The 23,549-nt window shown below is 69.0% G+C and carries 24 protein-coding genes; 17 read left to right on the forward strand and 7 right to left on the reverse strand.

The annotated features are described in order from the left end of the window. The first annotated feature begins 87 nt into the window (after nt 1-87). On the forward strand, nt 88-1,527 hold the full coding sequence (locus ACFY5A_RS12995; RefSeq protein ID WP_341942382.1) for a cation:dicarboxylate symporter family transporter: 1,440 nt from the start codon (nt 88-90) through the stop codon (nt 1,525-1,527). Between the two features lie 54 nt (nt 1,528-1,581). Here ACFY5A_RS12995 and ACFY5A_RS13000 read toward each other — a convergent pair whose 3' ends face one another. Beyond that, nucleotides 1,582-1,758, reverse strand: coding sequence for a DUF5302 domain-containing protein (locus tag ACFY5A_RS13000; RefSeq protein WP_181155964.1), 177 nt, complete (start codon nt 1,756-1,758; stop codon nt 1,582-1,584). 38 nt (nt 1,759-1,796) lie between these two features. Continuing rightward, complete coding sequence (locus ACFY5A_RS13005) at nt 1,797-2,369, reverse strand: DedA family protein (RefSeq protein WP_258132707.1); 573 nt, start codon at nt 2,367-2,369, stop codon at nt 1,797-1,799. 154 nt (nt 2,370-2,523) lie between these two features. Between ACFY5A_RS13005 and ACFY5A_RS13010 the strand changes: the two genes are divergently transcribed. Beyond that, entirely contained in the window at nt 2,524-4,449 is a 1,926-nt protein-coding gene (locus ACFY5A_RS13010; protein ID WP_387234604.1) for a GDSL-type esterase/lipase family protein, read from the forward strand. 40 nt (nt 4,450-4,489) lie between these two features. Here ACFY5A_RS13010 and ACFY5A_RS13015 read toward each other — a convergent pair whose 3' ends face one another. After that, the gene (locus ACFY5A_RS13015; RefSeq protein WP_387234607.1) at nt 4,490-5,800 is read right to left on the reverse strand and encodes a UDP-glucose dehydrogenase family protein; all 1,311 of its coding nucleotides are present in this window, start codon (nt 5,798-5,800) and stop codon (nt 4,490-4,492) included. A 361-nt stretch (nt 5,801-6,161) separates the two neighbouring features. Between ACFY5A_RS13015 and ACFY5A_RS13020 the strand changes: the two genes are divergently transcribed. From ACFY5A_RS13020 to ACFY5A_RS13040, 5 genes are all read left to right on the forward strand, one after another. Next, nucleotides 6,162-8,438 (forward strand): polyribonucleotide nucleotidyltransferase, encoded by a 2,277-nt coding sequence (locus ACFY5A_RS13020; protein WP_341942379.1) that lies wholly within the window; start codon nt 6,162-6,164, stop codon nt 8,436-8,438. 216 nt (nt 8,439-8,654) lie between these two features. After that, nucleotides 8,655-9,683, forward strand: a complete 1,029-nt coding sequence (locus ACFY5A_RS13025) for an aldo/keto reductase (protein WP_341942378.1) — start codon at nt 8,655-8,657, stop codon at nt 9,681-9,683. 79 nt (nt 9,684-9,762) lie between these two features. Continuing rightward, nucleotides 9,763-10,365 carry a histidine phosphatase family protein gene (locus tag ACFY5A_RS13030; RefSeq protein ID WP_105676605.1) on the forward strand — a complete coding sequence of 201 codons (603 nt, stop codon included), beginning with the start codon at nt 9,763-9,765 and terminating at the stop codon, nt 10,363-10,365. A 71-nt stretch (nt 10,366-10,436) separates the two neighbouring features. Continuing rightward, nucleotides 10,437-11,177 (forward strand): 4-hydroxy-tetrahydrodipicolinate reductase, encoded by a 741-nt coding sequence (gene dapB, locus ACFY5A_RS13035; protein WP_387234611.1) that lies wholly within the window; start codon nt 10,437-10,439, stop codon nt 11,175-11,177. Beyond that, nucleotides 11,174-11,611 carry a hypothetical protein gene (locus ACFY5A_RS13040; protein ID WP_341942377.1) on the forward strand — a complete coding sequence of 146 codons (438 nt, stop codon included), beginning with the start codon at nt 11,174-11,176 and terminating at the stop codon, nt 11,609-11,611. The genes dapB and ACFY5A_RS13040 overlap by 4 nt, the downstream gene beginning before the upstream one ends. Here ACFY5A_RS13040 and ACFY5A_RS13045 read toward each other — a convergent pair whose 3' ends face one another. The 3 genes from ACFY5A_RS13045 to ACFY5A_RS13055 form a co-directional block, all read right to left on the reverse strand. After that, complete coding sequence (locus ACFY5A_RS13045) at nt 11,612-12,037, reverse strand: OsmC family protein (RefSeq protein ID WP_105676601.1); 426 nt, start codon at nt 12,035-12,037, stop codon at nt 11,612-11,614. An 87-nt stretch (nt 12,038-12,124) separates the two neighbouring features. After that, complete coding sequence (locus ACFY5A_RS13050) at nt 12,125-12,703, reverse strand: DUF4395 domain-containing protein (RefSeq protein ID WP_387234614.1); 579 nt, start codon at nt 12,701-12,703, stop codon at nt 12,125-12,127. A gap of 20 nt (nt 12,704-12,723) precedes the next feature. After that, nucleotides 12,724-13,134, reverse strand: a complete 411-nt coding sequence (locus ACFY5A_RS13055; RefSeq protein WP_223586578.1) for a thioredoxin family protein — start codon at nt 13,132-13,134, stop codon at nt 12,724-12,726. A 95-nt stretch (nt 13,135-13,229) separates the two neighbouring features. On the opposite strand from ACFY5A_RS13055, the gene ACFY5A_RS13060 reads away from it, so the two are divergent. From ACFY5A_RS13060 to ACFY5A_RS13070, 3 genes are read left to right on the forward strand one after another with little or no spacing between them, the layout of a single operon-like run. After that, the gene (locus tag ACFY5A_RS13060) at nt 13,230-14,039 is read left to right on the forward strand and encodes a thymidylate synthase (RefSeq protein WP_341942375.1); all 810 of its coding nucleotides are present in this window, start codon (nt 13,230-13,232) and stop codon (nt 14,037-14,039) included. Next, nucleotides 14,036-14,512 (forward strand): dihydrofolate reductase, encoded by a 477-nt coding sequence (locus ACFY5A_RS13065; protein WP_223586576.1) that lies wholly within the window; start codon nt 14,036-14,038, stop codon nt 14,510-14,512. Before ACFY5A_RS13060 ends, ACFY5A_RS13065 begins: the two co-directional genes overlap by 4 nt. 1 nt (nt 14,513) lies before the next feature. Next, entirely contained in the window at nt 14,514-15,275 is a 762-nt protein-coding gene (locus ACFY5A_RS13070) for an SDR family oxidoreductase (RefSeq protein WP_341942374.1), read from the forward strand. A gap of 9 nt (nt 15,276-15,284) precedes the next feature. Here ACFY5A_RS13070 and ACFY5A_RS13075 read toward each other — a convergent pair whose 3' ends face one another. Beyond that, on the reverse strand, nt 15,285-15,827 hold the full coding sequence (locus ACFY5A_RS13075; protein WP_387234618.1) for an NUDIX domain-containing protein: 543 nt from the start codon (nt 15,825-15,827) through the stop codon (nt 15,285-15,287). A gap of 38 nt (nt 15,828-15,865) precedes the next feature. Here ACFY5A_RS13075 and ACFY5A_RS13080 point away from each other — a divergent pair, with 38 nt between their 5' ends. The 7 genes from ACFY5A_RS13080 to ACFY5A_RS13110 all read left to right on the forward strand — a co-directional run bounded on the left by ACFY5A_RS13080 (nt 15,866) and on the right by ACFY5A_RS13110 (nt 23,447). After that, nucleotides 15,866-16,282, forward strand: a complete 417-nt coding sequence (locus tag ACFY5A_RS13080) for an EF-Tu/IF-2/RF-3 family GTPase (RefSeq protein WP_341942372.1) — start codon at nt 15,866-15,868, stop codon at nt 16,280-16,282. A 28-nt stretch (nt 16,283-16,310) separates the two neighbouring features. Then, nucleotides 16,311-17,288 (forward strand): 4-hydroxy-tetrahydrodipicolinate synthase, encoded by a 978-nt coding sequence (gene dapA, locus ACFY5A_RS13085; RefSeq protein ID WP_341942371.1) that lies wholly within the window; start codon nt 16,311-16,313, stop codon nt 17,286-17,288. Nucleotides 17,289-17,341: 53 nt separating this feature from the next. Continuing rightward, complete coding sequence (locus tag ACFY5A_RS13090; protein ID WP_387234622.1) at nt 17,342-19,018, forward strand: ribonuclease J; 1,677 nt, start codon at nt 17,342-17,344, stop codon at nt 19,016-19,018. Between the two features lie 64 nt (nt 19,019-19,082). After that, nucleotides 19,083-19,577 (forward strand): GNAT family N-acetyltransferase, encoded by a 495-nt coding sequence (locus ACFY5A_RS13095; RefSeq protein WP_105676586.1) that lies wholly within the window; start codon nt 19,083-19,085, stop codon nt 19,575-19,577. 68 nt (nt 19,578-19,645) lie between these two features. Next, nucleotides 19,646-22,393: a DNA translocase FtsK gene (locus ACFY5A_RS13100; protein WP_387234625.1), complete on the forward strand. Its 2,748-nt coding sequence runs from the start codon at nt 19,646-19,648 to the stop codon at nt 22,391-22,393. After that, nucleotides 22,393-22,968: a CDP-diacylglycerol--glycerol-3-phosphate 3-phosphatidyltransferase gene (gene pgsA / locus ACFY5A_RS13105; RefSeq protein WP_386952985.1), complete on the forward strand. Its 576-nt coding sequence runs from the start codon at nt 22,393-22,395 to the stop codon at nt 22,966-22,968. Before ACFY5A_RS13100 ends, pgsA begins: the two co-directional genes overlap by 1 nt. Further along, on the forward strand, nt 22,965-23,447 hold the full coding sequence (locus ACFY5A_RS13110; RefSeq protein ID WP_387234628.1) for a CinA family protein: 483 nt from the start codon (nt 22,965-22,967) through the stop codon (nt 23,445-23,447). Before pgsA ends, ACFY5A_RS13110 begins: the two co-directional genes overlap by 4 nt. The last annotated feature ends 102 nt before the right edge of the window (nt 23,448-23,549 follow it).

Genomic DNA, 23,549 nt, shown 5'->3' on the forward strand with positions numbered 1-23,549 from the left:
TCTGTGAAGTCGGCGACGGTGATGTCACGCCCCGCGACGACGCGGGGAGACGCATGACACGACGACGTTCATGACCGAGGAGGACACATGGCCATCACGACCGGATTCACACTGCCGGGATTCCACTGGCGACGCGGAAAGCAGGCCTGGGACCGGCACACCTGGCTGTATGTGTCGGTGATCATCGCCGTCGTTCTCGGCGCGGTGGTCGGACTCGTCTGGCCGGAGTTCGCACAGGCGCTGGAGCCCATCGGCAAGGGCTTCGTCTCGCTGATCAAGATGATGATCGCCCCCATCATCTTCTGCACGATCGTGATCGGCATCGGCTCGATCGCGAAAGCCGCCACCGTCGGGAAGATCGGCGGGCTCGCACTCGGCTACTTCCTGGTGATGTCGACGTTCGCCCTGGCCATCGGCCTCGTCGTCGGAAACATCATCCACCCCGGCGAGGGCCTGAACATGGCGGGGGCGACCTATGACGCCACCACGACCGAGGCGAAGACCACTCAGGAGTTCGTGCTCGGCATCATCCCGCCCACCTTCTTCGCGGCGTTCACGGGGGAGAGCGTGCTCCAGGTGCTGTTCATCGCTCTCCTGGTCGGGTTCGCGCTGCAGGGGCTCGGCGAGCGCGGTGCCGGCATCATGGACGCCGTCAAGCAGCTGCAGAAGCTGGTGTTCCGCATCCTCGGGATGATCCTGTGGCTCGCCCCGCTCGGCGCGTTCGGCGCCATCGCCGCCGTCGTCGGCAAGACGGGGATCGCGGCGATCTGGAGTCTCGGCGTGCTGATGGTGGCGTTCTACATCACATGCATCGTGTTCATCGTCGTCGTGCTCGGTGCTCTGCTGTGGACTGTGACGAGGGTCAACATCTTCAGCCTGATGAAGTACCTGGCTCGGGAGTACCTGCTGATCGTCGGCACCTCGTCCTCGGAGTCCGCGCTGCCCCGCCTCATCGCCAAGATGGAGCACGTCGGCGTCTCCAAGCCGGTCGTCGGCATCACCGTCCCCACCGGCTACTCGTTCAACCTCGACGGAACGGCGATCTACCTGACGATGGCGTCGCTGTTCATCGCCACGGGAATGGGGCAGCCGATGTCGATCGGCGAGCAGATCGGCCTGCTGGTGTTCATGATCATCGCGAGCAAGGGTGCTGCGGGCGTCACCGGGGCCGGCCTCGCCACTCTCGCCGGAGGACTGCAGGCCTACCGTCCCGACCTCGTCGACGGCGTGGGCGTGATCGTCGGGATCGACCGGTTCATGTCGGAGGGACGCGCGCTGACGAACTTCACGGGCAACGCGGTCGCGACGCTCCTCATCGGCACCTGGACCCGCCAGATCGATCGCGATCGTGTGCGGCAGGTGCTTGGCGGCGAGCTGCCGTTCGATGAGTCGGTGCTCGACGGAGTGGACGCTCACGGAGATGCTCCCGCACCTCAGGCCGCCGATCTGACCGAGCTCAACGATGCCGCCGTGGCCGAGATGTCGGCGAAGGAGGAGAGGGCGAGAGCACGCGCCTCCCAGGGGTGAGCGGGCGGTGAGGGATGCGGGAGCCGGTGGAAGCCGGTTCCCGCATCCGTGTGGTCAACCGCTCTTGCGTCGGAACTCGCGCCGCGTCTGCGGGGCGGGCGCGCCATGGACGGCGGAGTCGCCGTCGAGGTGGGCCTCGCCCTGCCGGTGGTGCGCGTTCTTCTTCTCGAGCGCTTCCTTGAACTTGCGCTTCATGTCCTCGGTCGAGGACGCGCCTTCTTCGGTGCTCATGTCCGCCAGCCTAGGGCACGCCCCCGCCGGTCGGCTGTTCACTTCCGCAGTCTGCGGGTCGACAGGTCGATCGCCGCGCCGAGCCCGACCGCGACGGCGATCGAGACGAGCACCGCCACCACGGGGCCGCCGGGGATGAGTGTGGCCACGATCGCTCCGACCGAGGCCTGATAGGCGGCCCACCCCAGTGCGGCGAGGAAGACGAGGGCCAGGTAGCGGGGAGGGTGGATGCGCGAGGCTCCTGCCACGAGATTGATCGCGAGTCGGGCGAAGGGCACGAACCTCGCCGTGAAGAGCACTGTGGCCGTTCCCGTGTCGAGCCGGCGCCGAGCCCACGCGAGAGCCTGCTGCACCCTGGCGGTGCGCATCCACCGCCAGCGCTCCGTGCCGACCGTGCGCCCGATCAGATAGCAGGCGGCGTCTCCGGCCGCGGCGGCGATGCCCGCGCAGCCGATCACCGCCCAGAGGGGAGGGGTACCGGACGACGCGGAGATCGCACCGAGCGCGGTGACGGCGATCTCCCCGGGTATCACCACGAAGAAGGCGTCGCCCAGGACGAGGAGGCTCATCACGGCGAGGGCCCAGGGGGTGGAGAGCAGATCGAGCGGCACGGCTCCAGAGTGCGCGGCCCAGGTGAACGGCAACCAACGGCGGGATAGCCGGTGACGGGCGCTCCAGCATCCGGTGAACATCTGGTGCCCAGGTCTGTTTCGGACGCCGAGGCCCTCGAGACGACGGCATCCTGAGCGTGTGAGAGTCGCGATCGTGACAGAGTCCTTCCTTCCGCACATGAACGGTGTCACCGGATCCGTGCTGCAGATCCTGAGGCACCTCGAGCGCACGGGCCATGAGGCGCACGTGATCGCACCGGACGCCGTCGGCATCCCCGACTCCGTGCACGGAGCGGTCGTCGAGTCGATCCCCAGCCTCCCGCTCCCCGGCTATCGCAACGTCAGAGTGGGTACGTCCCCGGCGCATCGCGTCGCGGCATCCCTGCGCCGGTTCCAACCGGACGTCGTGCATCTGGCCTCGCCGTTCGCCCTGGGGTGGCGCGGGGTGCTCGCGGCCGAGCGTCTGGGCGTCGCATCGGTCGCCGCCTATCAGACCGATGTCGCCGCGTACACGGAGCGCTACCGGATCGCCGCCACCACCGGCATCGCGCAGACGCACATCGCGCGGCTGCACCGCAGGGCCACGCTCACGCTCGCGCCATCGGCGGATTCCGCCCATCAGCTCGCGACGCTCGGCGTCGACAGGGTGCGGCGCTGGGGGAGAGGGGTGGATGCCGAGCGCTTCCAGCCGCTGCGACGCGACTCCGCTCTGCGCGGGTCCTGGGGTGCGGAGACCGTGATCGGCTACGTGGGCAGGCTCGCCCCGGAGAAGCAGGTCGAGGACCTCGTCGCGCTGCGCGGGATCCCCGGCACCCGACTGGTGATCGTCGGCGACGGTCCGAGCAGACAGCGGCTGGAGACTCTGCTCCCCGAGGCGCTGTTCCTCGGCCATCTCGACGGCGATGCGCTCGCCGCGGCGCTGGCCTCGTTCGACGTCTTCGTGCACCCGGGGGAGAGCGAGACATTCGGACAGACCCTTCAGGAGGCCCACGCGAGCGGCGTCCCCGTCGTCGCCACGGGGCGCGGCGGCCCCCTCGACCTCGTGCGCATGGGCATCGACGGATGGCTCTACCGACCCGGCGACCTCGACGATCTGCGGATGCGCGTGGCCGATCTCGCCGGCGACGTCCGCAAGCGCAGAGCCTTCGGGGAAGCGGGGCACGAGGCCGTGCAGGGGCGCAGCTGGGCCGGCGTATGCGATCAGCTGCTCTCGCACTTCGACGACGCGATGCTCCTGGGGGCGGTGGACCGCGGCCTGCGCGCTCGCCGCGTGGTCAGGCCGGAGCGGTCGACGCCGGCCCCGCAGACGCGCTGGCGGCGCTACGTCGCCCTCGGCGACTCCCTGACCGAGGGGCTGTGCGATCCGGCGCCGGACGGCGCGCTGCGGGGCTGGGCGGATCGCCTCGCACTGCTGCTCGCGGCCCGCGGAGGACTGCACTACGCGAACCTCGCGATCCGTTCGAAGCGGGTGTCGGACGTGTGCGGCCCCCAGCTCGAGCGAGCGCTGCAGCTCCGCCCAGACCTCGTGTCGATCCTCGTCGGGGCGAACGACCTGGTGAAGCCGAACGTCGACGTCCCGGCCCTGGCACGACGGGTCGAGGACGCGGTGGAGCGCCTCAGAGCGTGCGGCGCGGACGTGGTGCTCGTCACCCCCTTCCTCCCCGGACGTCGCGCGGCGGCGATCTACACGCGACGGTTCGCCGCCTTCGCGACCGCGCTGAGCGGAGTCGCCGCGCGCACAGGCGCGATCCTCATCGACACCGATCTGCATCCGTCGCTGCGAGACCGGCCCAACTGGGGGGAGGACCTCGTGCACCTCAGCAGCAGAGGGCACCGGTTCCTCGCGTACCGCGCCGGTGAGGTGCTCGGCGTGCCGCATGCGGAGGCGCTCGGAACGCTGGACGCCGCTCTGCACGAGCACGAGCCGATCGGTGCAGGAGTCTGGTGGCGCCGCCACGCGCTGCCCTGGGTCTGGCGCCGGCTGCATGGCCGCGCCGCGGGAGACGGCAGGTCGGCGAAGCACGACGACTACGTGTACCTCGGACGCTCGTCCGTGCAGAGCGCGGTGGAGGTGCGCTGACCACTGCCCCGCGGCACGTGCTCGCGGGGCAGCGGTCTCGCTAGCGGCGGCCCATGCCGTGGTACGTCCACCCGGCGGCACGCCACGCGGCCGAGTCGAGGCAGTTGCGACCGTCGATGACGATGCGCTTCGAGACCAGTGCGCCGGCGTGCTCAGGAGTGAGATCGCGGCGGTACTCGTCCCATTCGGTCACGATGACGACCGCATCGGCGTCTCGAAGAGCCTCGTCCCTCTCTCGCGTGTAGGAGAGCTGCGGATGCACGGTGGCGGCGTTCTCGGTCGCGGCGGGGTCGGTGACGATCACGTCCGCACCGAGACCCCGCAGGCGCACGGCGACGTCCAGCGCAGGGGAGTCGCGGATGTCGTCGCTGAACGGCTTGAAGGCCGCTCCGAGCACGGCGATGCGGGCGCCGAACACGAGCCCGCCCAGCGCATCGACGACGAGACGGACGGCGCGCTCGCGCCGCCGCAGATTGATCGCGTCCACCTCGTGCAGGAAGCCCACGGCCTCGCGGCGGCCCAGCTCCTCCGCGCGTGCGGCGAAGGCCCTGATGTCCTTGGGCAGGCAGCCGCCGCCGAACCCGATGCCCGAGCCGAGGTAGCGTCGCCCGATCCGCGTGTCGTGGCCGAGGGCGTCGGCGAGAAGCGCCACATCCGCGCCGGCGGCCTCCGCGATCTCCGCCATCGCGTTGATGAAGGAGATCTTCGTGGCGAGGAACGCGTTGGCGGCGCCCTTGACCAGTTCGGCGGTGGCGAGATCCGTCACGAGGAACGGCGTCCCGGCATCCACGGCGGGGCGGTACACCTCCCGGAGTAGATCGGCGGCGCTCTCCCCGTCTGTGCCGTCCGGCACGCCCGCCACGATGCGGTCGGGCGAGATGGTGTCGTGCACGGCCCATCCCTCGCGCAGGAACTCCGGATTCCACACCACGGTGGCCCCGGTCTCCGCGACCTTCGCGGCGAGGCGGGTCGCGGTGCCGACGGGGACGGTGGATTTGCCGGCGAGCACGTCCCCGGGTCGGAGGTGCGGGAGGAGCGAGTCGACCGCGGAATCCACGAACCGCAGGTCGGCGGCCTGCCCACCCGCGACCTGCGGGGTGCCGACGGCGAGGAAGTGCACGGCGGAGCCTGCGGCATCCGCCATGCGCGCGCTGAAGTGCAGGCGCCCTGACGCGAGTCCCTCCTGCAGCAGCTCGGTCAGTTGTGGTTCGAAGAAGGGGGCGACGCCGTCGGAGAGAGACGAGATCTTCCGCTCGTCGACGTCGATGCCGATGACGTCGTGTCCGATCGAGGCCATCGCCGCGGCGTGCACGGCACCGAGGTACCCGCAGCCGATCACTGACATGCGCATGTGTACAGACCAGCGGATGCCGGCCACGCCGCGGCGACCGCCGGCTGAACGGTCGATGACCGGGGAGTGTCCGATCCGCGATGCCCCCGGCGCCACGTCGGAATCCGCCCCTCGCTGGTAGGGTGGGGGAGTTGACGTGTGTCAACCCCACAACTTCATATCGACTCATGGAGCGATCGGCGGAGAAGCTGGTCCCCTGTGGTGGGTTCCTCGGCGATCGTCGGGTGGCTTTCTACTGGTGGCCAGCGCAGGCGACATTCGCGGGAGTGCCCGCGCGCCCGAACCCTGCCCTTCCGCTCCTTCATGAACACGCTCGCGCGTCATACGGATTCGCGAGTCTAAACAAAGAAGGAGAGACCTCTTGGAAGGTCCTGAAATCACCGCCACCGAGGCCGTTCTCGACAACGGCCGCTTCGGCACCCGCACCATCCGCTTCGAGACCGGCCGCCTCGCGCAGCAGGCTCAGGGCGCAGTCGCCGCGTACCTCGACGGCGAGACCATGCTCCTCTCGGCCACCAGCGCAGGCAAGCACCCGCGCGAGGGCTTCGACTTCTTCCCGCTGACGGTCGACGTCGAGGAGCGCTCCTACGCCGCCGGCAAGATCCCCGGCTCGTTCTTCCGTCGCGAGGGCCGCCCCTCCACCGAGGCGATCCTGGTCTGCCGTCTGATCGACCGCCCGCTGCGTCCGTCGTTCGTCGACGGCCTGCGCAACGAGGTCCAGATCGTCATCACCGTCCTGTCGATCGCTCCCGGCGAGTTCTACGACGCTCTGGCGATCAACGCGGCCTCCGCGTCGACCCAGATCTCGGGTCTGCCGTTCTCCGGCCCCGTCGCCGGTGTGCGCCTCGCGTTCATCCCGGGTCACGGCGAGCACGCCGACCAGTGGGTCGCGTTCCCGACCGCCGAGCAGGTGTCCGAGGCCGTGTTCGACCTGATCGTCGCCGGTCGTGTCGTCACCAAGTCCGATGGCACGGAAGACGTCGCCATCATGATGGTCGAGGCCGAGGCCACCGAGGGCAGCTGGAACCTCATCAAGGCCGGCGCCACCAAGCCGAGCGAGGAGATCGTGGCCCAGGGCCTCGAGGCCTCGAAGCCGTTCATCGCGCAGCTCGTCAAGGCTCAGGCCGAGCTCGCCGCCACGGCGTCGAAGGAGCCGGGCGTGTACCCGGTCTTCCCGCCGTACGCCGACGAGGTCCTCGACTTCGTCTCCGAGCGCGCGTTCGCCGAGCTCACCGACGTCTACCAGATCGCTGACAAGGTCGAGCGCCAGAACGCCGACGATGCGATCAAGGACCGCGTCAAGGCCGAGCTCGCCGCAGCGGTTGAGGCGGGCACGCTGCCCGAGTCGGCGCTGGGCGAGTTCTCCGCCGCCTACAAGTCGGTCACGAAGAAGATCGTCCGTGGTCGCATCCTGACCGAGAGCGTCCGCATCGACGGTCGCGGCCTGGCGGACATCCGTCCGCTCGATGCCGAGGTGCAGGTCATCCCGCGCGTCCACGGCTCCGCGATCTTCCAGCGCGGTGAGACCCAGATCCTGGGCGTCACCACGCTGAACATGCTCAAGATGGAGCAGCAGATCGACTCGCTGTCCCCGACGACGAGCAAGCGCTACATGCACCACTACAACTTCCCGCCCTACTCGACCGGTGAGACCGGCCGCGTGGGGTCGCCGAAGCGTCGCGAGATCGGGCACGGCTTCCTCGCCGAGCGCGCACTCGTGCCGGTGCTGCCGAGCCGCGAGGAGTTCCCCTACGCGATCCGTCAGGTCTCTGAGGCGCTCAGCTCCAACGGCTCGACCTCGATGGGCTCCGTCTGCGCGTCCACCCTGTCGCTGCTGAACGCGGGTGTGCCGCTGCGCGCCCCCGTCGCCGGCATCGCGATGGGCCTCGTCTCCGACGAGGTCGACGGCGAGACCCGCTACGCGGCGCTGACCGACATCCTTGGTGCTGAGGACGCTCTCGGCGACATGGACTTCAAGGTCGCCGGCACGAGCGAGTTCGTCACGGCGATCCAGCTCGACACGAAGCTCGACGGCATCCCGTCGTCGGTGCTCGCGGGCGCGCTGACCCAGGCCCGCGAGGCCCGTCTGACGATCCTCAACGTCCTGAACGCCGCGATCGATGCTCCCGACGAGATGGCGCCGACCGCGCCTCGCGTCATCAGCGTCCAGATCCCGGTCGACAAGATCGGCGAGCTGATCGGCCCGAAGGGCAAGACGATCAACGCGATCCAGGACGAGACCGGCGCTCAGATCTCCATCGAGGAGGACGGCACCGTCTACATCGGCGCGACCGACGGCCCCTCGGCCGAGGCCGCCCGCGCCCAGGTCAACGCGATCGCCAACCCGACCAACCCCGAGGTCGGCGAGCAGTTCCTCGGAACCGTCGTGAAGATCGCCACCTTCGGCGCCTTCATCTCGCTGCTCCCGGGCAAGGACGGCCTGCTGCACGTCACCGAGGTGCGCAAGCTCGCCGGTGGCAAGCGCGTCGAGAACGTCGAGGACGTGCTGTCCGTCGGCCAGAAGATCCTCGTGAAGATCACGAAGATCGACGACCGCGGCAAGCTGTCGCTCGAGCCCGTCCTCGACGACGCTCCGGCAGCCGATGCGGCTCCTGCGGAGGACGCCGCCGCCGAGTAAGCATCGATGCTCGCACGGAACCCGGCTCCTCCTTCGTGGAGGGGCCGGGTTCCGTCGTATTCGATGTGACCAAAACGTTACGGGAAGTTTCCGCGGCGTTCGCCGGAATGGACGGCCCGTTCCCAGATGTCGCTTACCCTCGAAGTACGCACCGGGGGGTGCACACACAAGCAGTGACGCAGGTCGGAACGCACCGATCGACGCGGGGGTGAAAGTATGCGGTTGTTCAGCGTAGGCGCAGGAGCGCCGGTCGAGCGTGCACAGCACGAGACCGCTGAGCACCCGTCCGCGCCCATTCCGATCGTCGGCCCAGGCGTCGGCGAGAACATTCGCGTCGCGCTCGGCGAGACGGGCTTCGAGACGTTCCCCCTCATGCTCGGAGCCGCCGAGTTCGGCTGGAACGTCGATCTCGAGACCAGCCACGGCATCCTCGACCGCTACATCGAGTTCGGCGGCAACGCGATCCACACCGCCGACGGATTCTCCGGCGGTCGCAGCGAGCACATCATCGGCCAGTGGCTGCGTTCTCGCGGGCTCCGCGACCGCACCCTGCTGAGCGTCCGCATCGGCGCTCACGCCGACAACCCCGGCCTCGGTTCGGTGAACCTGGTGCGCGCCGTGGAGGGTTCGCTCACGCGACTCGGCGTCGAGCGCATCGACGTGCTGTACCTCGACGCCACACTCGACGTCACGACCAACCTCGAAGACACGCTCGCCACGGTGGAGTGGCTCGTCGAGGCCGGGAAGATCGGCTCGGTCGGCGCCTTCGGCTTCTCGCCGGAGCGCCTCGTCGAAGCGCGTATCCTCGCCTCCGCGGGCTATCCGCGCATCGAGGTCATCGATGCGCCGTACAACCTCGTCCGCCGTCAGCCCTTCGAGGGCGACCTGCGACTTGTCGCCGGCGCACAGAACCTGGCGGTCACGCCGTCGCACGCGCTGGAGCACGGCTTCCTGTCCGGTCGCCACCGCAGCAAGGCGCTCGCATCCCAGGGGGTTCGGGGCGAGCAGCTGAGGAGCCACCTCAACCGTCGGGGCATCAAGATCCTGCGGGCGCTCGACCAGGTCGCGACCGAGCTGTCGGTGCCTGTCGCCGCCGTCTCGATCGCCTGGCTGCTCGCTCAGCGCACCATCGCGGCGCCGATCGTGAACACCTTCGCGACCGATCACGTCGACGAGCTCATGCAGGGCGCAGGGGTCACGCTGTCCCGCGCGCAGGTCGCCGACCTCACTCGCGCGGGCAACTGAGCGTCGTCACGCGGCCGTCACATACCTGGCATATGGTGGAGTGAAGCCCGGCAGATGCTGGCGATGAAGCGAGCGAGTTGTGACGCACTACATATATCTGGTCAGACACGGTGAACATCAGGATGCCGAGCACGGCCTCGCCGACGGACCCCTCTCGCCCAGGGGGCAGCGTCAGGCGGAGCTGATCGCCGACCGCCTCTCCGGGCTCCCTCTCGACGCGGTGTGGCATTCGCCGCTGCTGCGGGCGAACGAGACGGCGCGTGCGGTCGCCGAGCGCCTCCCGTCCGTCGACCCCGAGCCGACGGCGCTGCTCTTCGACTGCGTTCCCACCGGCATGACGGAGGAGACGCCTGCGGCGTTCGAGCCCTTCTTCGGCTCGGTCACCGAGGCGGAGATCGAGGCGGGCGGTGCGCAGATGGCCGACGCGGTGAACGAGTTCCTCGTGCGCAAGACCGGTGACGTGCACGAGGTGCTCATCACGCACAACTTCGTGATCTCCTGGTTCGTCCGGGAGGTGCTGGGCGCGCCCGAGTGGCGCTGGATGACCCTCAACCAGGCCCACTGCGGGCTCACCGTGATCGCTCAGAAGCAGGGGCGTCCCTGGACGCTCCTCACGCACAACGACACCGGGCACCTCCCGGTGGAGCTCCGCACGGGCATCCCCGACGGCATGCCCGTCTGAGCAGGAGACGCGAACTGCGGGCGGATTCCGCTGCGGACCGGGCGCTGCTCCACCCGAAATAGACTGGACCCATGACCCAGCACGTTGCACTCGTCGGCGGAACCGGAAAGCTCGGGAAGATCATCCACACGGTGATCGACGAGCTCGACGGGATCGAGGTGAGCCGCGTGCTGACGTCGTCGAGCGACCTCTCGGAGATGGACGGCGTCGATCTCGTCATCGACGCGACGACGCCCCAGATCAGCATCGACGTCGTGCGCGCAGCGGTCGAACGCGGCATCAACGTGCTCGTCGCCACCTCCGGCTGGTCGGCGGAGCGCATCGCTCTCGTCCGTCCGCTCGTCGAGGCCGCGGGGACGGGCGCCGTGTTCATCCCGAACTTCTCGCTGGGGTCGGTGCTGGGATCGGCTCTCGCAGCGGCAGCCGCCCCGTTCTTCGGCTCTGCCGAGATCATCGAGGCTCACCACGCCTCGAAGATCGATTCCCCCAGCGGCACCGCCGTGCGCACGGCGGAGCTGATCGCCGCTGCGCGTGCGGAGCAGGGGCCGGTGAGCGCCCCGCACGCCGACCAGCGCGCCCGTGGCCAGCAGGTCGGCAGTGTGCCGATCCACTCGCTGCGACGCCCCGGGGTCATCGCGAAGCAGGAGGTCATCCTCTCCGGACCGGGAGAGTCGCTGACGTTCACGCACGACACCGTCGACTCCGCTCTCGCCTACGCCCCCGGCATCCGCCTGGCCGTGCCGCATGCGTTGACCGCGACCGGCGTGGTCGTGGGGCTGGAGAACATGATCGACATCGGCATCCGATCATGATGTCGCGTATCGGCGTCGCCGTGATGGGCGCCTGCCTGGCGCTGTATCTCGTCGTCGTGGGGCAACGCGCCATCGTCATGCTGATGACGGGCGAGCCCATCGCCATCGCGATCGGCGTCGCGCTCCTGGTGATGCCGCTGATCGGCGCGTGGGCGCTCTATCGCGAGACGCGCTTCGGGTTCGCCGCTGATCGGCTGGGTCGTGCGCTCGACGCCGAGGGCGGGATGCCGGAGGCGGAGGGCGAGGTCAGCGCGAGCGGACGTCTGCCCCGCGAGGACGTGGAGCCGATGATCGCGAAGTACACCGCGGCCGCCGAGGAGGCGCCGGACGACTGGCGTGCACGCTATCGGCTCGGTGTGGTGCAGGATGCCGCCGGGCGCCGCAAGGACGCCCGGGCCAGCATCCGCGAGGCGATCCGCCTCGAACGCGCCTGATCAGGCGAGCGTCGCCTCGAGGGTGATCTCGATGCCCGCGAGCGCCTGAGACACGGGGCAGCCGACCTTGGCGCCCTCGGCGATCTCCTGGAACTGCTCGGGGGTGAGCCCCGGCACGGAGGCGTTCACGTTGAGGTGGCTGCCGGTGATGCCGGTGCCGGGCTTGAAGGTGACCGATGCGCTCGTGTTCACGCGCTCCGGCGGGGTGCCGTTCTCGGCGAGGGCGTGCGAGAGCGCCATGCTGAAGCAGGACGCATGAGCGGCCGCGATGAGCTCCTCCGGCGTGGTGGTGGTGTCGCTGCCTTCGCTGCGGGCCTTCCAGTCGATCGGGAAGGTGCCCAGGTTCGACGACGAGAACGCGACGGTGCCCGAGCCTTCCATGAGCGATCCGGTCCAGGTGCTGGTGGCTTCGCTGGTGACGGGCATGGTGACCTCCGGTTCTCGCACTGCCCGAGCGGCAGCGTCGCGTCCCGGCCAGCCTACCTACCGGGGCGACCCTGCGGAACAGCGCGCTCAGGCGGGGGAGGCGGCCCTACCGACGAGTCCGGCGCGCTGGAGCAGCAGGTAGAGCTGGCAACCCAGGCAGAGTCCGAACGCGGCGTTCAGGAAAGCGGCGATGAAGGCGGCGGCCGTCGCGATGGGGAGTGCCCACGGCACGCCGAGCAGGTGGAGCACGAGTCCGATCGTGACCACGAAGAGGCCCACTCCCTGAGCGAATCGCGGAGGGCGCGGGTCTTCGAGCTCGGTCGGGGGAGCGAGGCGAGGGCGCACGGCTCTGCGGAAGAGAACGCCCCAGGGGGCGGTCGACGGAGACACGACGCTCCACAGGAAGAGCAGGGCGATCACGAGCGTGAGCAGGAACGCGGGGTCGAGCACGCGCTGCACGAGAGACGCCGATGAGAGCGCCCACCCGTCCGAGGGGAACGTCGCGTCCGCCAGCGGCTGATAGGCGAACCAGCCGAAGGTCGCGGTGGTCGCCCGGGCGGTGGAGATCCCGATGAGTCCGAGGAACGTGGCCACGAGCAGCAGCACGGTCGTGATCGTCGCGGCGAAGCGGGGGCCGCGGGGGTCGATGCCGGCGGGAGTGGACATGGGGGACTCCAGACTGTGCCTCAGACGGCGGCGAGGGCTTCGGTGAGGGCGTGCCGGTGCGGTACGCCGTTGAATCGTGCGCGGACGGCTCCCGAGCCGTCGACGAGGAACGTCGTCGGCGTCTGCAGCACCCGGTAGCGCGTGGACAGGTCAGGGCGATGGGTCAGGTCGACCTCGATGTGAGCGAGCCCGTCGTCCTGCGTGGCGATTGTGCTGAGCATCCGCCTGACCTGCGGGCATCGCGCGCACATCTCCGTGCTGAACTGCACGAGCGTGGCCTTGGCGCCCAGCTCTGCGGCGGCATCCGCGGGGTCGAATCGCAGATGTCCGCCCCCTCGCCGGCGACCGTCGAGCACGCGCAGGACCACTCCGACGAGCACGGCGACCACGAGGAGGACTCCCGCGATCGCAAGGGCGAGCAGTGGCGACATGCGAAGAGCGTACGTCCGTCCCGCCCCCGACGGGGTCGATGTTTCGGAGTAAGACGCCCGAGCTCGTTCCGCGTGGGGACGGTAGTCTGGCTGTCATGAGCGAAGCCGTCCTGACGCCGTACGAAGACCTGCTCCGCGACGTGCTGGAGACCGGCACGCACAAGTCGGATCGCACCGGAACCGGCACCACGAGCGTGTTCGGACGGCAGATCCGCTTCGACCTCGCGAAGGGCTTCCCGCTCATCACCACGAAGCGCGTGCACTTCAAGTCCATCGCGTACGAACTGCTCTGGTTCCTGCGCGGCGACTCGAACGTGCGATGGCTGCAGGAGAACGGCGTCACCATCTGGGACGAATGGGCGGATGCCGAGGGCGACCTCGGTCCTGTCTACGGAGTGCAGTGGCGCTCGTGGCCGACGCCGGACGGCGAGAGCATCGACCAGTTGTCCGAGGTGATCGAGCAGATCAGGGCCACCCCCGACTCGCGTCGGCTCATCGTGTCGGCCTGGAACCCCGCCGACATCCCCGACATGGCGCTGGCTCCGTGCCACGCCCTGTTCCAGTTCTACGTCGCCGACGGCAAGCTGTCGTGCCAGCTGTATCAGCGCAGCGCCGACCTCTTCCTCGGCGTCCCGTTCAACATCGCCTCCTACGCGCTCCTCACGCTGATGGTCGCGCAGCAGGTCGGCCTCGAGCCCGGCGACTTCGTCTGGACCGGTGGCGACTGCCACATCTACGACAACCACGTCGAGCAGGTGCGCGAGCAGCTCTCGCGTGAGGCGTACCCCTATCCGACGCTCCGCTTCGCGCGGACGCCCGAGTCGATCCTCGACTACCGGTACGAGGACTTCGTCGTCGAGGGCTACCAGCACCACGCCCCGATCCGCGCGGCGGTGGCCGTATGACGTGGGTGGGCCTGATCTGGGCGGAGGCGCACGGAGGCGTCATCGGCGCCGAGGGGGGGATGCCGTGGCATGTTCCCGAGGACCTCGCGCACTTCAAGGACGTGACGCTCGGCGCTCCCGTCGTGATGGGTCGCAAGACCTGGGATTCGCTGCCGGAGCGGTTCCGTCCGCTTCCCGGGCGCGAGAACATCGTCATCACGCGACAGCAGGACTGGGCGGGGGAGGGTGCGCGGCGCGCAGCCACCGTCGCCGAAGCGGTCCGCGGGCAGGAGCGGGTATGGGTCATCGGCGGCGCCGAGATCTTCCGTCAGGTGTCGGCGGATGCCGACCGTCTCGAGGTGACGGAGCTCGACGTCGACGTCGCGGGCGACGCTTACGCCCCGTCGAAGGCGGGGTGGCGTCTCGTCGACGAGGGGGAGTGGCAGACCTCCCGCACCGGCATCCGCTACCGCTTCCTCGGATACGAGCGCTGAGATGCCCACCGCACTGATCACCGGAGCCAGCGCCGGCCTGGGCGCCGAGTTCGCCCGTCAGCTGGCCCGTCGCCGCGCCGACCTGATCCTGGTCGCGCGTTCGGTCGACGCCCTCGAGGAGTTCGCGACCGAGCTGCGAGGAGCGTACGGTGTCGCCGTCGAGGTGCTCCCCGCCGACCTCGCCGTCGAGGGGGACGTCGAGCGGGTGGCCGCCCGGCTGCTCGACACCGCGGACCCCGTCGATCTGCTCGTCAACAACGCCGGCTTCGGCCTTCCGCTGCAGTTCGCCGACAACGACATCGCCGACGAGGTGCGCCATCTCCGCGTGCACGTCGAGGCCTCCATGCGCCTCATGCACGCCGCTCTGCAGACGATGCGCGGTCGCGGCGGCAGGATCATCAACGTCGCCTCGGTCGCCGGCTTCATCTCCCGTTCCACCTACTCGGCGTGCAAGAGCTGGCTGATCGGCTTCAGCCGCTGGGCGAACGCGGAGTACGCACGCGACGGAGTGACCGTGACGGCCCTGTGCCCGGGATTCGTGCACACGACCTTCCACGAGCGCATGGGACTCGAACAGGGGCACGAGGGCGTGCCGAGCATCCTGTGGCTGCAGGCTCCCGATGTCGTGCGCGCGGGTCTGCGCGACGCGGCGCGCGGCAGGGCGGTCTCGATCCCGTCCCTGCGCTACAAGGCCGTCGTCGCTCTGACGCGCATCCTCCCGCGTGGGCTCACCTCGGGTGTCGCGCGCCGAGGACGGGTCTGAGGACGGGGATCAGCGGAAGCGTCCGAGGCGGATCCCGGCGTACGCGATCGCGGCGACCGTCTCGCCATCGGTGATGCGTCCGTCCGCGATCATCGCCAGCACCTCCGTGAACGGAACCCGTGTGACGGCGGCGATGCCCTCCTCGGCCTGACTGTGCTTCGGGTCTTCGGCCGCACGCCGGAGGCCACGGGCGAGGAACACGTGCTCCGGCGCATCCGCGATGCCGTTCAGGGCGTTCATGGTGCCGATCGCGGTCCACTCCGACGCCTCGAGCCCCGTCTCCTCGAGGAGCTCCCGGCGTGCGGCGACCAGCGGATCCTCGCCGTCGCTGCCGCCCGCGGGGACCTCGATCGATGTGCCGGTGGTGTACCGGTCGAGCGTGACCAGGCAGATGCGGTCCTCGTCGTCGACGGCCACCACGAACACGGCGGGATTCCTCATCGTCACCACGCCGTAGATGCCGTTGCCCGCAGGACCCGTGACCCGGTCCTCCCTGACCGAGATCCAGCTGTTCGCGTAGACCGTCGTCGATTCGTGCGTCTCCCAGACCATGGGACGAGCCTAGGTGCCGGTCTGCCTAGGATCGACTCATGGGCTGGTTCGGGAGGAAGCGCGATCCCCAGGACGCGAACGAGATGCTGCGGCAGTACAACGACGCGGAGGCCGCCCGTCTGGCCGGGCTGGCGAACGGCACGTCAGCGGATGCCGCACGGCCGTCGTTCTCCGCAGCGGGATCCGCGGCGGAGTTCGCGGTGGAGGACGTCTTCACCATCACCGGCCGCGGACAGGTCGCCACCGGCACGGTCTCGTCAGGCGTGCTCCGTGTCGGTGACGCGGTGACCGTGCACCGCGGCGCGTCCGAGGTCGCGGTCTCGGAGATCACCGGCATCGAGATGTTCCGCAAGAAGGCGAACGAGGCGACCGTCGGGACGATGGCAGGGCTTCTGCTCCGAGGGAAGCTCGACATCGCCCGGGGCGACGTCATCCGGGCTCGTTCGTCAGCGTGAGCGGCATCCGAACCGATACGCTGGAGGCATGACGCACTCGGGCAACCCCTTCGGACAGGTTCTCGTCGCGCTCGTCACTCCGATGACGGCCGACGGCGAAGTCGACTGGCCCGCCGTCGAGAAGCACATGGATGACGTCATCACCGCGGGTGCTGACGGCATCGTCGTGACGGGAACGACCGGCGAGACCTCCACTCTGACCGACCCTGAGAAGCTCAAGCTCGTCGAGGTCGGCAAGTCCGTGTCGGCGGGACGCGCGAAGATCATCACCGGCGGCGGGTCCAACGAGACCGCGCACGCGATCGAGCTGTACAAGGCCAGCGAGAAGGCCGGTGCCGACGGCATCATGATCGTCACGCCGTACTACAACAAGCCGACCCAGGCGGGCATCCTCACGCACTTCCGGCTCGTCGCCGACGCCACCGATCTGCCGGTGATCCTCTACGACATTCCCGGCCGCACCGGCGTGCCCATCAAGTACGAGACGATCCTGCGCCTCGCGAAGCACCCCAACATCCTCGCCGTGAAAGACGCCAAGGGCGACTTCTCCGAGGTCAGCCGGGTGCTCAACCAGACCGACCTGATGTACTTCTCGGGCGATGACGCGAACGTGCTCCCGCACCTCGCGATCGGCGCGACGGGCCTCATCGGCGTCACCGCGAACATCACCGCCACCCCGTACCGCACCATCGTCGACGCGGTGAACCGCGGCGACCTCGCCACGGCGACCGCAGAGCACAAGCGCCTCGAGCCTCTCGTGCGCGCCGCGATGACGCATGTGCCCGGCACGGTGGCGGCGAAGTACATCCTGCACGGACTCGGCCGCATCTCGAGCCCGCGCGTCCGTCTGCCCCTGGTCGGTCCGGAGGAGTGGGAGGCCGCCCTCATCGAGGACGAGCTCGCTCTCGTCACTGACGTGCCGGGCGCAGACTTCTCGAACTTCCGCCCCGACCGCAACGCGGCTGCGGGCGGCGCCCTGCCCAAGGTGCACGGCACGACGCGCTGACCCGCGTCGCCATGAACGAACGGACGCGCACAGTGTCCGACTGAGGAGACAGCATGTCCATCCCCATCGCAGATCCTGCCGCACTCGACGAGGGGACCCTGCGCGTCACGCCGCTCGGCGGCCTCGGCGAGATCGGTCGCAACATGACCATCTTCGAGTTCGACGGCAAGATCCTCATCGTCGACTGCGGTGTGCTCTTCCCCGAGGAGCACCAGCCGGGCGTCGACCTGATCCTTCCCGACTTCGAGCCGATCAGACACCGCCTCGATGACATCGTCGGCGTCGTGCTGACGCACGGCCACGAGGACCACATCGGCGCCGTGCCCTATCTGCTGCGCATGAAGAGCGACATCCCGCTCATCGGCTCGGGGCTGACCCTCGCCCTCGTCGAGGCGAAGCTCAAGGAGCACCGGATCAAGGCATTCACCCTGACGGTGAAGGAGGGGCAGCAGGAGAAGGTCGGCCCGTTCGACCTCGAGTTCGTCGCGGTGAACCACTCGATCCCCGATGCACTCGCCGTCGTGATCCGCACGCCCGCGGGCATGGTGCTCGCGACCGGCGACTTCAAGATGGACCAGCTCCCGCTCGACGGACGCATCACGGATCTCCGTGCGTTCTCGCGCCTGGGCGAAGAGGGCGTCGACCTCTTCCTCGTGGACTCGACGAACGCCGACGTGCCGGGCTTCACCCCGACCGAGCGGTCGATCGGCCCCGTGCTCGATCAGGTGATCGGCAAGGCTCCTCGTCGGGTGATCGTCGCGAGCTTCTCCAGCCACGTGCACCGCGTGCAGCAGGTCATCGACGCCGCGCACGCGCACGGGCGCCGTGTCGCGTTCCTCGGACGCTCGATGGTGCGCAACATGACCATCGCCGAGCAGCTGGGCTACCTCAAGGTGCCCGACAACGTGCTGATCGACTTCAAGAAGGCGCGCGACCTTCCCGACGAGCAGATCGTGTACATGTCGACCGGTTCTCAGGGCGAGCCGATGGCCGTGCTCAGCCGCATGGCAAACATGGACCACGCGATCGAGGTCAGCGAGGGCGACACCGTCATCCTCGCCTCCAGCCTCATCCCCGGCAACGAGAACGCGGTGTACCGCGTGATCGACGGGCTCACCAAGCTCGGCGCGAACGTGGTCCACAAGGCGAACGCCCGCGTGCACGTGTCAGGGCACGCCGCGGCCGGAGAGCTGCTGTACTGCTACAACATCCTCAAGCCGAAGAACGTGCTCCCCGTGCACGGCGAGTACCGCCACCTGATCGCGAACGCCAAGCTCGCGCAGGACACCGGGATCGCCGAGGAGCGCACGATCATCGCCTCGAACGGGACGGTGATCGACCTCAAGGACGGTGACGCCAAGGCCGTCGGACAGCTCGACCTCGGATTCGTGTACGTCGACGGCTCGACCGTCGGAGAGATCACGGACGCCGACCTGAAGGACCGTCGGATCCTCGGCGAGGAGGGCTTCGTCTCGGTCATCGTGGTGGTGGATGCCGGAACCGGTCGCATCATCTCGGGCCCCGAGATCCACGCGCGCGGCATCGCCGAGGACGACTCCGTGTTCGACGACGTCGTGCCGAAGATCGTCGCGGCGCTCAAGGAGGCCTCGGGCAACGGCGTGCGCGACACGCACGCGTTGTCGCAGGTCGTGCGACGCACGATCGGGCGCTGGGTCAACCAGAAGCTCCGTCGCCGTCCGATGATCGTCCCTCTCGTCATCGAGGCGTGAGGGCGGGCTCCGACTCACAGGAGCGCGTCATCCGGTTGTAACGGGACCGGCTTAGGCTCTGGTCATGCCAGAGGACTTCACGATCCGCGCCGCCGTCCAGAGCGACGGCAGCTTTCTCGGTGACATGGTCGTCGAAGCGGCGAACTGGCGGGGGCGTTCACCTCGTGCTCGGCATGAGATCCTCACCTCCGTCGAGCATCGCCGGTACATCGCCGGGTGGATGAGGCCCGCGGATGCCGGTTTCGTCGCGGTCGACTCCGATGATCGACCGATCGGGGCGGCCTGGTACCGGATGCTGCCGCCGAGCGATCCGGGTCTGGGCTTCGTCGAGACGGCTGTCCCCGAGCTGATCATCGGCGTGCAGCCGATCTGGCGGGCTCACGGCGCGGGGCGAGCCCTGCTGCGACGGCTTCTGAGTCGCGCACGCGAGCAGGGGCACCGGAGGCTCAGCCTGAGCGTCGAGCGCGACAACTTCGCGCGCACTCTCTACCGGTCGGAGGGCTTCGTGGTCACGCACGCTCTGCCCGATCGCGACACCATGGTGCATCGTCTGTCCTGAGCGCCCGGATCACCGGAATGCCGCGTCATTACGCGGCTTTGTCGGTTGCTGGCCGTAACGTGAGTCCCATGGCCAGGAGCACCACGAAGTCCGAGCGCGCATCGGAGAGCGCGCCGTCGCGCCCGAAGCGGCAGGCCACTCCGAAGCGGCAGGCCGCGCCGCGCGCCCAGGCCGCGCCGAAGAAGTACATCGACGAGGCCGAGAAGCCTCCCGTCGTCGTTCGTGCCTGGAGCGGCATCGCACACGGCGTCGGCGGTATGTTCCGCGCCTTCGGCCCAGAGACGCTGGAGAAGGACGACCGGCGTGACGGATTCCCGTTCCTCCTGGTCCTGCTAGCCATCGCCGGAGCCGTGAACGAGTGGTTCTTCATCGGCAACGAGGTCGCGGGCAACATCAGCGCCTACTCGGTCGGACTCCTCGTCGGGCGCGTCGCGTTCGTGATGCCCGTCCTGCTGCTCCTGCTCGCCGGCTGGCTCTTCCGGCACCCCTCGTCGGTGCATGACAACGGGCGCATCGGCATCGGCTTCGGCCTCTTCGCCATCACGATGGCCGGTTTCTGCCACATCGCCGGCGGCATGCCGCAGCCCAAGGAGGGCATGGTCTCCCTGAGCGCTGCGGGTGGTCTGTTCGGCTGGATGGTCGGTCAGCCGCTGAGCTACCTGACCACGATCCCCGCCTACATCGTCCTCGCGCTGCTCGCAGGTCTCAGCATCCTCATCCTCACGAAGACGCCGCCGAACCGCATCGGGCAGCGCCTCGGCGACCTGTACGCCTGGATGTTCGACGCGGAGCGCGCCGAGAAGCCGGCGAAGGATGCCGCGGCGATCGACGAGGCCGACAAGGTCGACGATCCCGATGTCCTGCCGTGGTGGCGCCGCAACAAGACCGGTCGCGAGGAGGATCCCGGTGAGGGCTCGCTCGACTCCGACGACATCACGGCGCTGCTCACCACGACCGATGCGACACCCGCCTACGATCAGGCGATCACCGTCGCCGACCCCTACGACGCCGCCACCGAGGTGCTGTCCGATGTGCGCTCCGTGACCGACGCGCTGGCGGAGCAGCAGGCGACCGCGCTCCTCGACGACTCCGACACGGGCGAGATGCCCGAGCTCCCCGGCCTCGACGGCTTCGGCACCGAAGGCCCGGGGGAGGGCGGCCCGCAGGCGCCGCTCGCTCCCTACATCCTTCCGTCTCCCGGCGTGCTCGCCGAGGGCCCGCCCTCTGTGGCGCGCTCCGAGGCCAACGACCGGATCGTCGAGCAGATCACGAGCGTCCTGTCGCAGTTCAACGTCGACGCCAAGGTCACCGGTTTCTCGCGCGGTCCGACGGTCACGCAGTACGAGGTCGAAGTCGGCCACGGCGTCAAGGTCGAGAAGATCCTCCAGCTGAGCAACAACTTCGCCTACGCCGTGGCGTCGAACGACGTGCGCATCCTCTCGCCGATCCCCGGCAAGAGCGCGATCGGCATCGAGATCCCCAACACCGACCGCGAGACTGTGGCGCTCGGTGACGTCCTGCGATCGCAGGCGGCGCTGAAGAACACCCATCCGCTCACGATCGGCGTCGGAAAGGACGTCGGCGGCAACTTCGTCACGGCGAACCTCGCCAAGATGCCCCACCTCCTCGTGGCCGGTTCCACCGGCTCGGGTAAGTCGAGCTTCGTGAACTCGATGATCACCAGCCTTCTCATGCGCGCGCGCCCCTCCGACGTGCGCATGGTGCTGATCGACCCGAAGCGCGTGGAGCTCACCAGCTACGCCGGCGTGCCGCATCTCATCACGCCCATCATCACGAACCCCAAGAAGGCAGCCGAGGCGCTGCAGTGGGTCGTGAAGGAGATGGACATGCGGTACGACGACCTCGCGTCGTTCGGCTTCCGCCACATCGACGACTTCAACCGGGCCGTGCGCGCGGGGGAGGTGGAGGTGCCCGTCGGCAGCGAGCGGGTGCTCAAGCCGTACCCGTACCTCCTCGTCGTCGTCGACGAGCTCGCCGATCTCATGATGGTCGCCCCGCGAGACGTCGAGGACTCGATCGTGCGGATCACGCAGCTCGCCCGCGCCTCCGGCATCCACCTGGTGCTCGCCACGCAGCGGCCGAGCGTCGACGTCGTGACCGGTCTGATCAAGGCCAACGTGCCGTCGCGGCTCGCCTTCGCCGTCACCAGCGTGACGGACAGCCGCGTCATCCTCGACAGCCCCGGCGCCGACAAGCTGATCGGCCAGGGCGACGCCCTGTTCTCGCCGATGGGTTCGTCGAAGCCGTTCCGTCTGCAGGGCGCCTGGGTCGATGAGAAGGAGATCGACGCCGTCGTCAAGCACGTCACCCGCCAGGCGCGCCCGGAGTACCGCTCCGACGTGCAGGAGGCGATGGATCCGGCGAAGAAGAAGGACGTCGACGAGGACATCGGCGACGATCTCGAACTGCTGCTCGCCGCTGCGGAGCTCATCGTGTCCTCTCAGTTCGGATCCACCTCGATGCTCCAGCGCAAGCTCCGCGTCGGCTTCGCCAAGGCGGGACGCCTGATGGATCTTCTCGAGTCGCGCGAGATCGTCGGCCCGTCCGAAGGGTCGAAGGCCCGCGACGTGCTGGCCACTGCAGAGCAGCTTCCGCAGGTGCTCGCGAAGCTCAGGGGAGTCGACGCGCCCGCAGCTTCCTCGGCCTCGGCCTCGGCCGCGCCGGCGGCTCCGGTCGCGCAGGCGCCTGCGGTGCCGGCGCACTCCTACGACCCGATCGAGGCGCAGTTCGAAGGACTGCCGGTCGTCGAGGCAGAGGGCGATGAAGACGCCTGGGGCCTGACGGGGCGCGACTGATGTCCATTCCCCGGCAGCTGCCCAATGCGATCACGATCGCCCGCATCCCGCTCGCCGTCGTCTTCTTCGTGCTTCTTCTGCTCGGCGGCACCTACGGGGATGGCGACATCGTTCTGCGCTGGGTCGCTGCAGCGCTGTTCATCGTCGCGATCTCGACGGACTGGGTAGACGGCTACCTCGCTCGCCGATACGACATCGTCAGCGACTTCGGCAAGCTGTGGGACCCGATCGCCGACAAACTCCTCACGGGGGCGGGGTTCATCGGACTCGCGATCCTCGGCGAGGTGAACTGGTGGCTGGTCGCGATCATTCTCGTGCGCGAGTGGGGCATCACCGTCCATCGCCTGATGATCGTGAACGAACACGTGGTCGCCGCGGCCTGGATGGGGAAGATCAAGACAGCTGTGCAGGGCGTTGCCCTGTCGTGGGCGCTGCTCCCGCTGCACGTACTGATCGGACGAGAGCCGTGGACGCTCGTGACCGCTGTCCTCATGGTCATCGTCCTCGTGCTCACGGTCGCCAGCGGCATCGACTACATCGTCGCCCAGGTCCGCGGAGCCCGGCGAGCGTCGTGAGCTCAGCCTCCGACGCCCTGGCCGCGCTCGGCGCGCGCGGGTGGACCCTCGGCGTCGCGGAGTCCCTCACCGGCGGCGCCCTCTGCTCGGCGCTGGTAGGCGTCCCCGGCGCGTCCGCCGTACTGCTCGGCGGGGTCGTCGCCTACGCGACGCCGGTCAAGCACACCCTCCTGGGCGTTGACGCACACCTGCTCGACACGCACGGGGCTGTGCACCCGGAGGTCGCGGCGCAGATGGCGCGGGGTGTCAGGAGCGCCGTGGCCGTCGGAGGACGTTCCGCCGATGTCGGAGTGTCGACGACGGGCATCGCCGGGCCGGACTCGCCGGACGGACAGCCGGTGGGAACGGTGCACATCGGCGTGGCGACGCCCATCGCGGAGGTGAGCCGCGCGTTCGTGTTCACGGGCGACAGGGCTGCGATCAGAGCCCAGGCTGTCGACGCTGCTCTTGCGATCCTGCGAGAGTTCGTCGGGGAATAGAAATCCCCAGGGCAAAGTTGACATGAGTGTGCTCACATTCAAACCACAGGGTGAAAGAGTAGATTCTGTGCATGCCAGTGGTATTAGACTGGCGATCTCGTC

The organism is Microbacterium sp. NPDC012755, from assembly GCF_042901325.1.
Lineage (GTDB): Bacteria > Actinomycetota > Actinomycetes > Actinomycetales > Microbacteriaceae > Microbacterium > Microbacterium natoriense.

Bases quoted from the DNA above. Each gene is read 5' to 3' on its own strand.
- ACFY5A_RS12995 (WP_341942382.1), top strand. From the start codon at position 88: ATGGCCATCACGACCGGATTCACACTGCCGGGATTCCACTGGCGACGC.
- ACFY5A_RS13000 (WP_181155964.1), bottom strand. From the start codon at position 1,758: ATGAGCACCGAAGAAGGCGCGTCCTCGACCGAGGACATGAAGCGCAAG.
- ACFY5A_RS13015 (WP_387234607.1), bottom strand. From the start codon at position 5,800: ATGCGCATGTCAGTGATCGGCTGCGGGTACCTCGGTGCCGTGCACGCC.
- ACFY5A_RS13025 (WP_341942378.1), top strand. From the start codon at position 8,655: ATGCGGTTGTTCAGCGTAGGCGCAGGAGCGCCGGTCGAGCGTGCACAG.
- dapB (WP_387234611.1), top strand. From the start codon at position 10,437: ATGACCCAGCACGTTGCACTCGTCGGCGGAACCGGAAAGCTCGGGAAG.
- ACFY5A_RS13040 (WP_341942377.1), top strand. From the start codon at position 11,174: ATGATGTCGCGTATCGGCGTCGCCGTGATGGGCGCCTGCCTGGCGCTG.
- ACFY5A_RS13045 (WP_105676601.1), bottom strand. From the start codon at position 12,037: ATGCCCGTCACCAGCGAAGCCACCAGCACCTGGACCGGATCGCTCATG.
- ACFY5A_RS13050 (WP_387234614.1), bottom strand. From the start codon at position 12,703: ATGTCCACTCCCGCCGGCATCGACCCCCGCGGCCCCCGCTTCGCCGCG.
- ACFY5A_RS13055 (WP_223586578.1), bottom strand. From the start codon at position 13,134: ATGTCGCCACTGCTCGCCCTTGCGATCGCGGGAGTCCTCCTCGTGGTC.
- ACFY5A_RS13060 (WP_341942375.1), top strand. From the start codon at position 13,230: ATGAGCGAAGCCGTCCTGACGCCGTACGAAGACCTGCTCCGCGACGTG.
- ACFY5A_RS13065 (WP_223586576.1), top strand. From the start codon at position 14,036: ATGACGTGGGTGGGCCTGATCTGGGCGGAGGCGCACGGAGGCGTCATC.
- ACFY5A_RS13070 (WP_341942374.1), top strand. From the start codon at position 14,514: ATGCCCACCGCACTGATCACCGGAGCCAGCGCCGGCCTGGGCGCCGAG.
- ACFY5A_RS13075 (WP_387234618.1), bottom strand. From the start codon at position 15,827: ATGGTCTGGGAGACGCACGAATCGACGACGGTCTACGCGAACAGCTGG.
- ACFY5A_RS13080 (WP_341942372.1), top strand. From the start codon at position 15,866: ATGGGCTGGTTCGGGAGGAAGCGCGATCCCCAGGACGCGAACGAGATG.
- dapA (WP_341942371.1), top strand. From the start codon at position 16,311: ATGACGCACTCGGGCAACCCCTTCGGACAGGTTCTCGTCGCGCTCGTC.
- ACFY5A_RS13090 (WP_387234622.1), top strand. From the start codon at position 17,342: ATGTCCATCCCCATCGCAGATCCTGCCGCACTCGACGAGGGGACCCTG.
- ACFY5A_RS13095 (WP_105676586.1), top strand. From the start codon at position 19,083: ATGCCAGAGGACTTCACGATCCGCGCCGCCGTCCAGAGCGACGGCAGC.
- ACFY5A_RS13100 (WP_387234625.1), top strand. From the start codon at position 19,646: ATGGCCAGGAGCACCACGAAGTCCGAGCGCGCATCGGAGAGCGCGCCG.
- pgsA (WP_386952985.1), top strand. From the start codon at position 22,393: ATGTCCATTCCCCGGCAGCTGCCCAATGCGATCACGATCGCCCGCATC.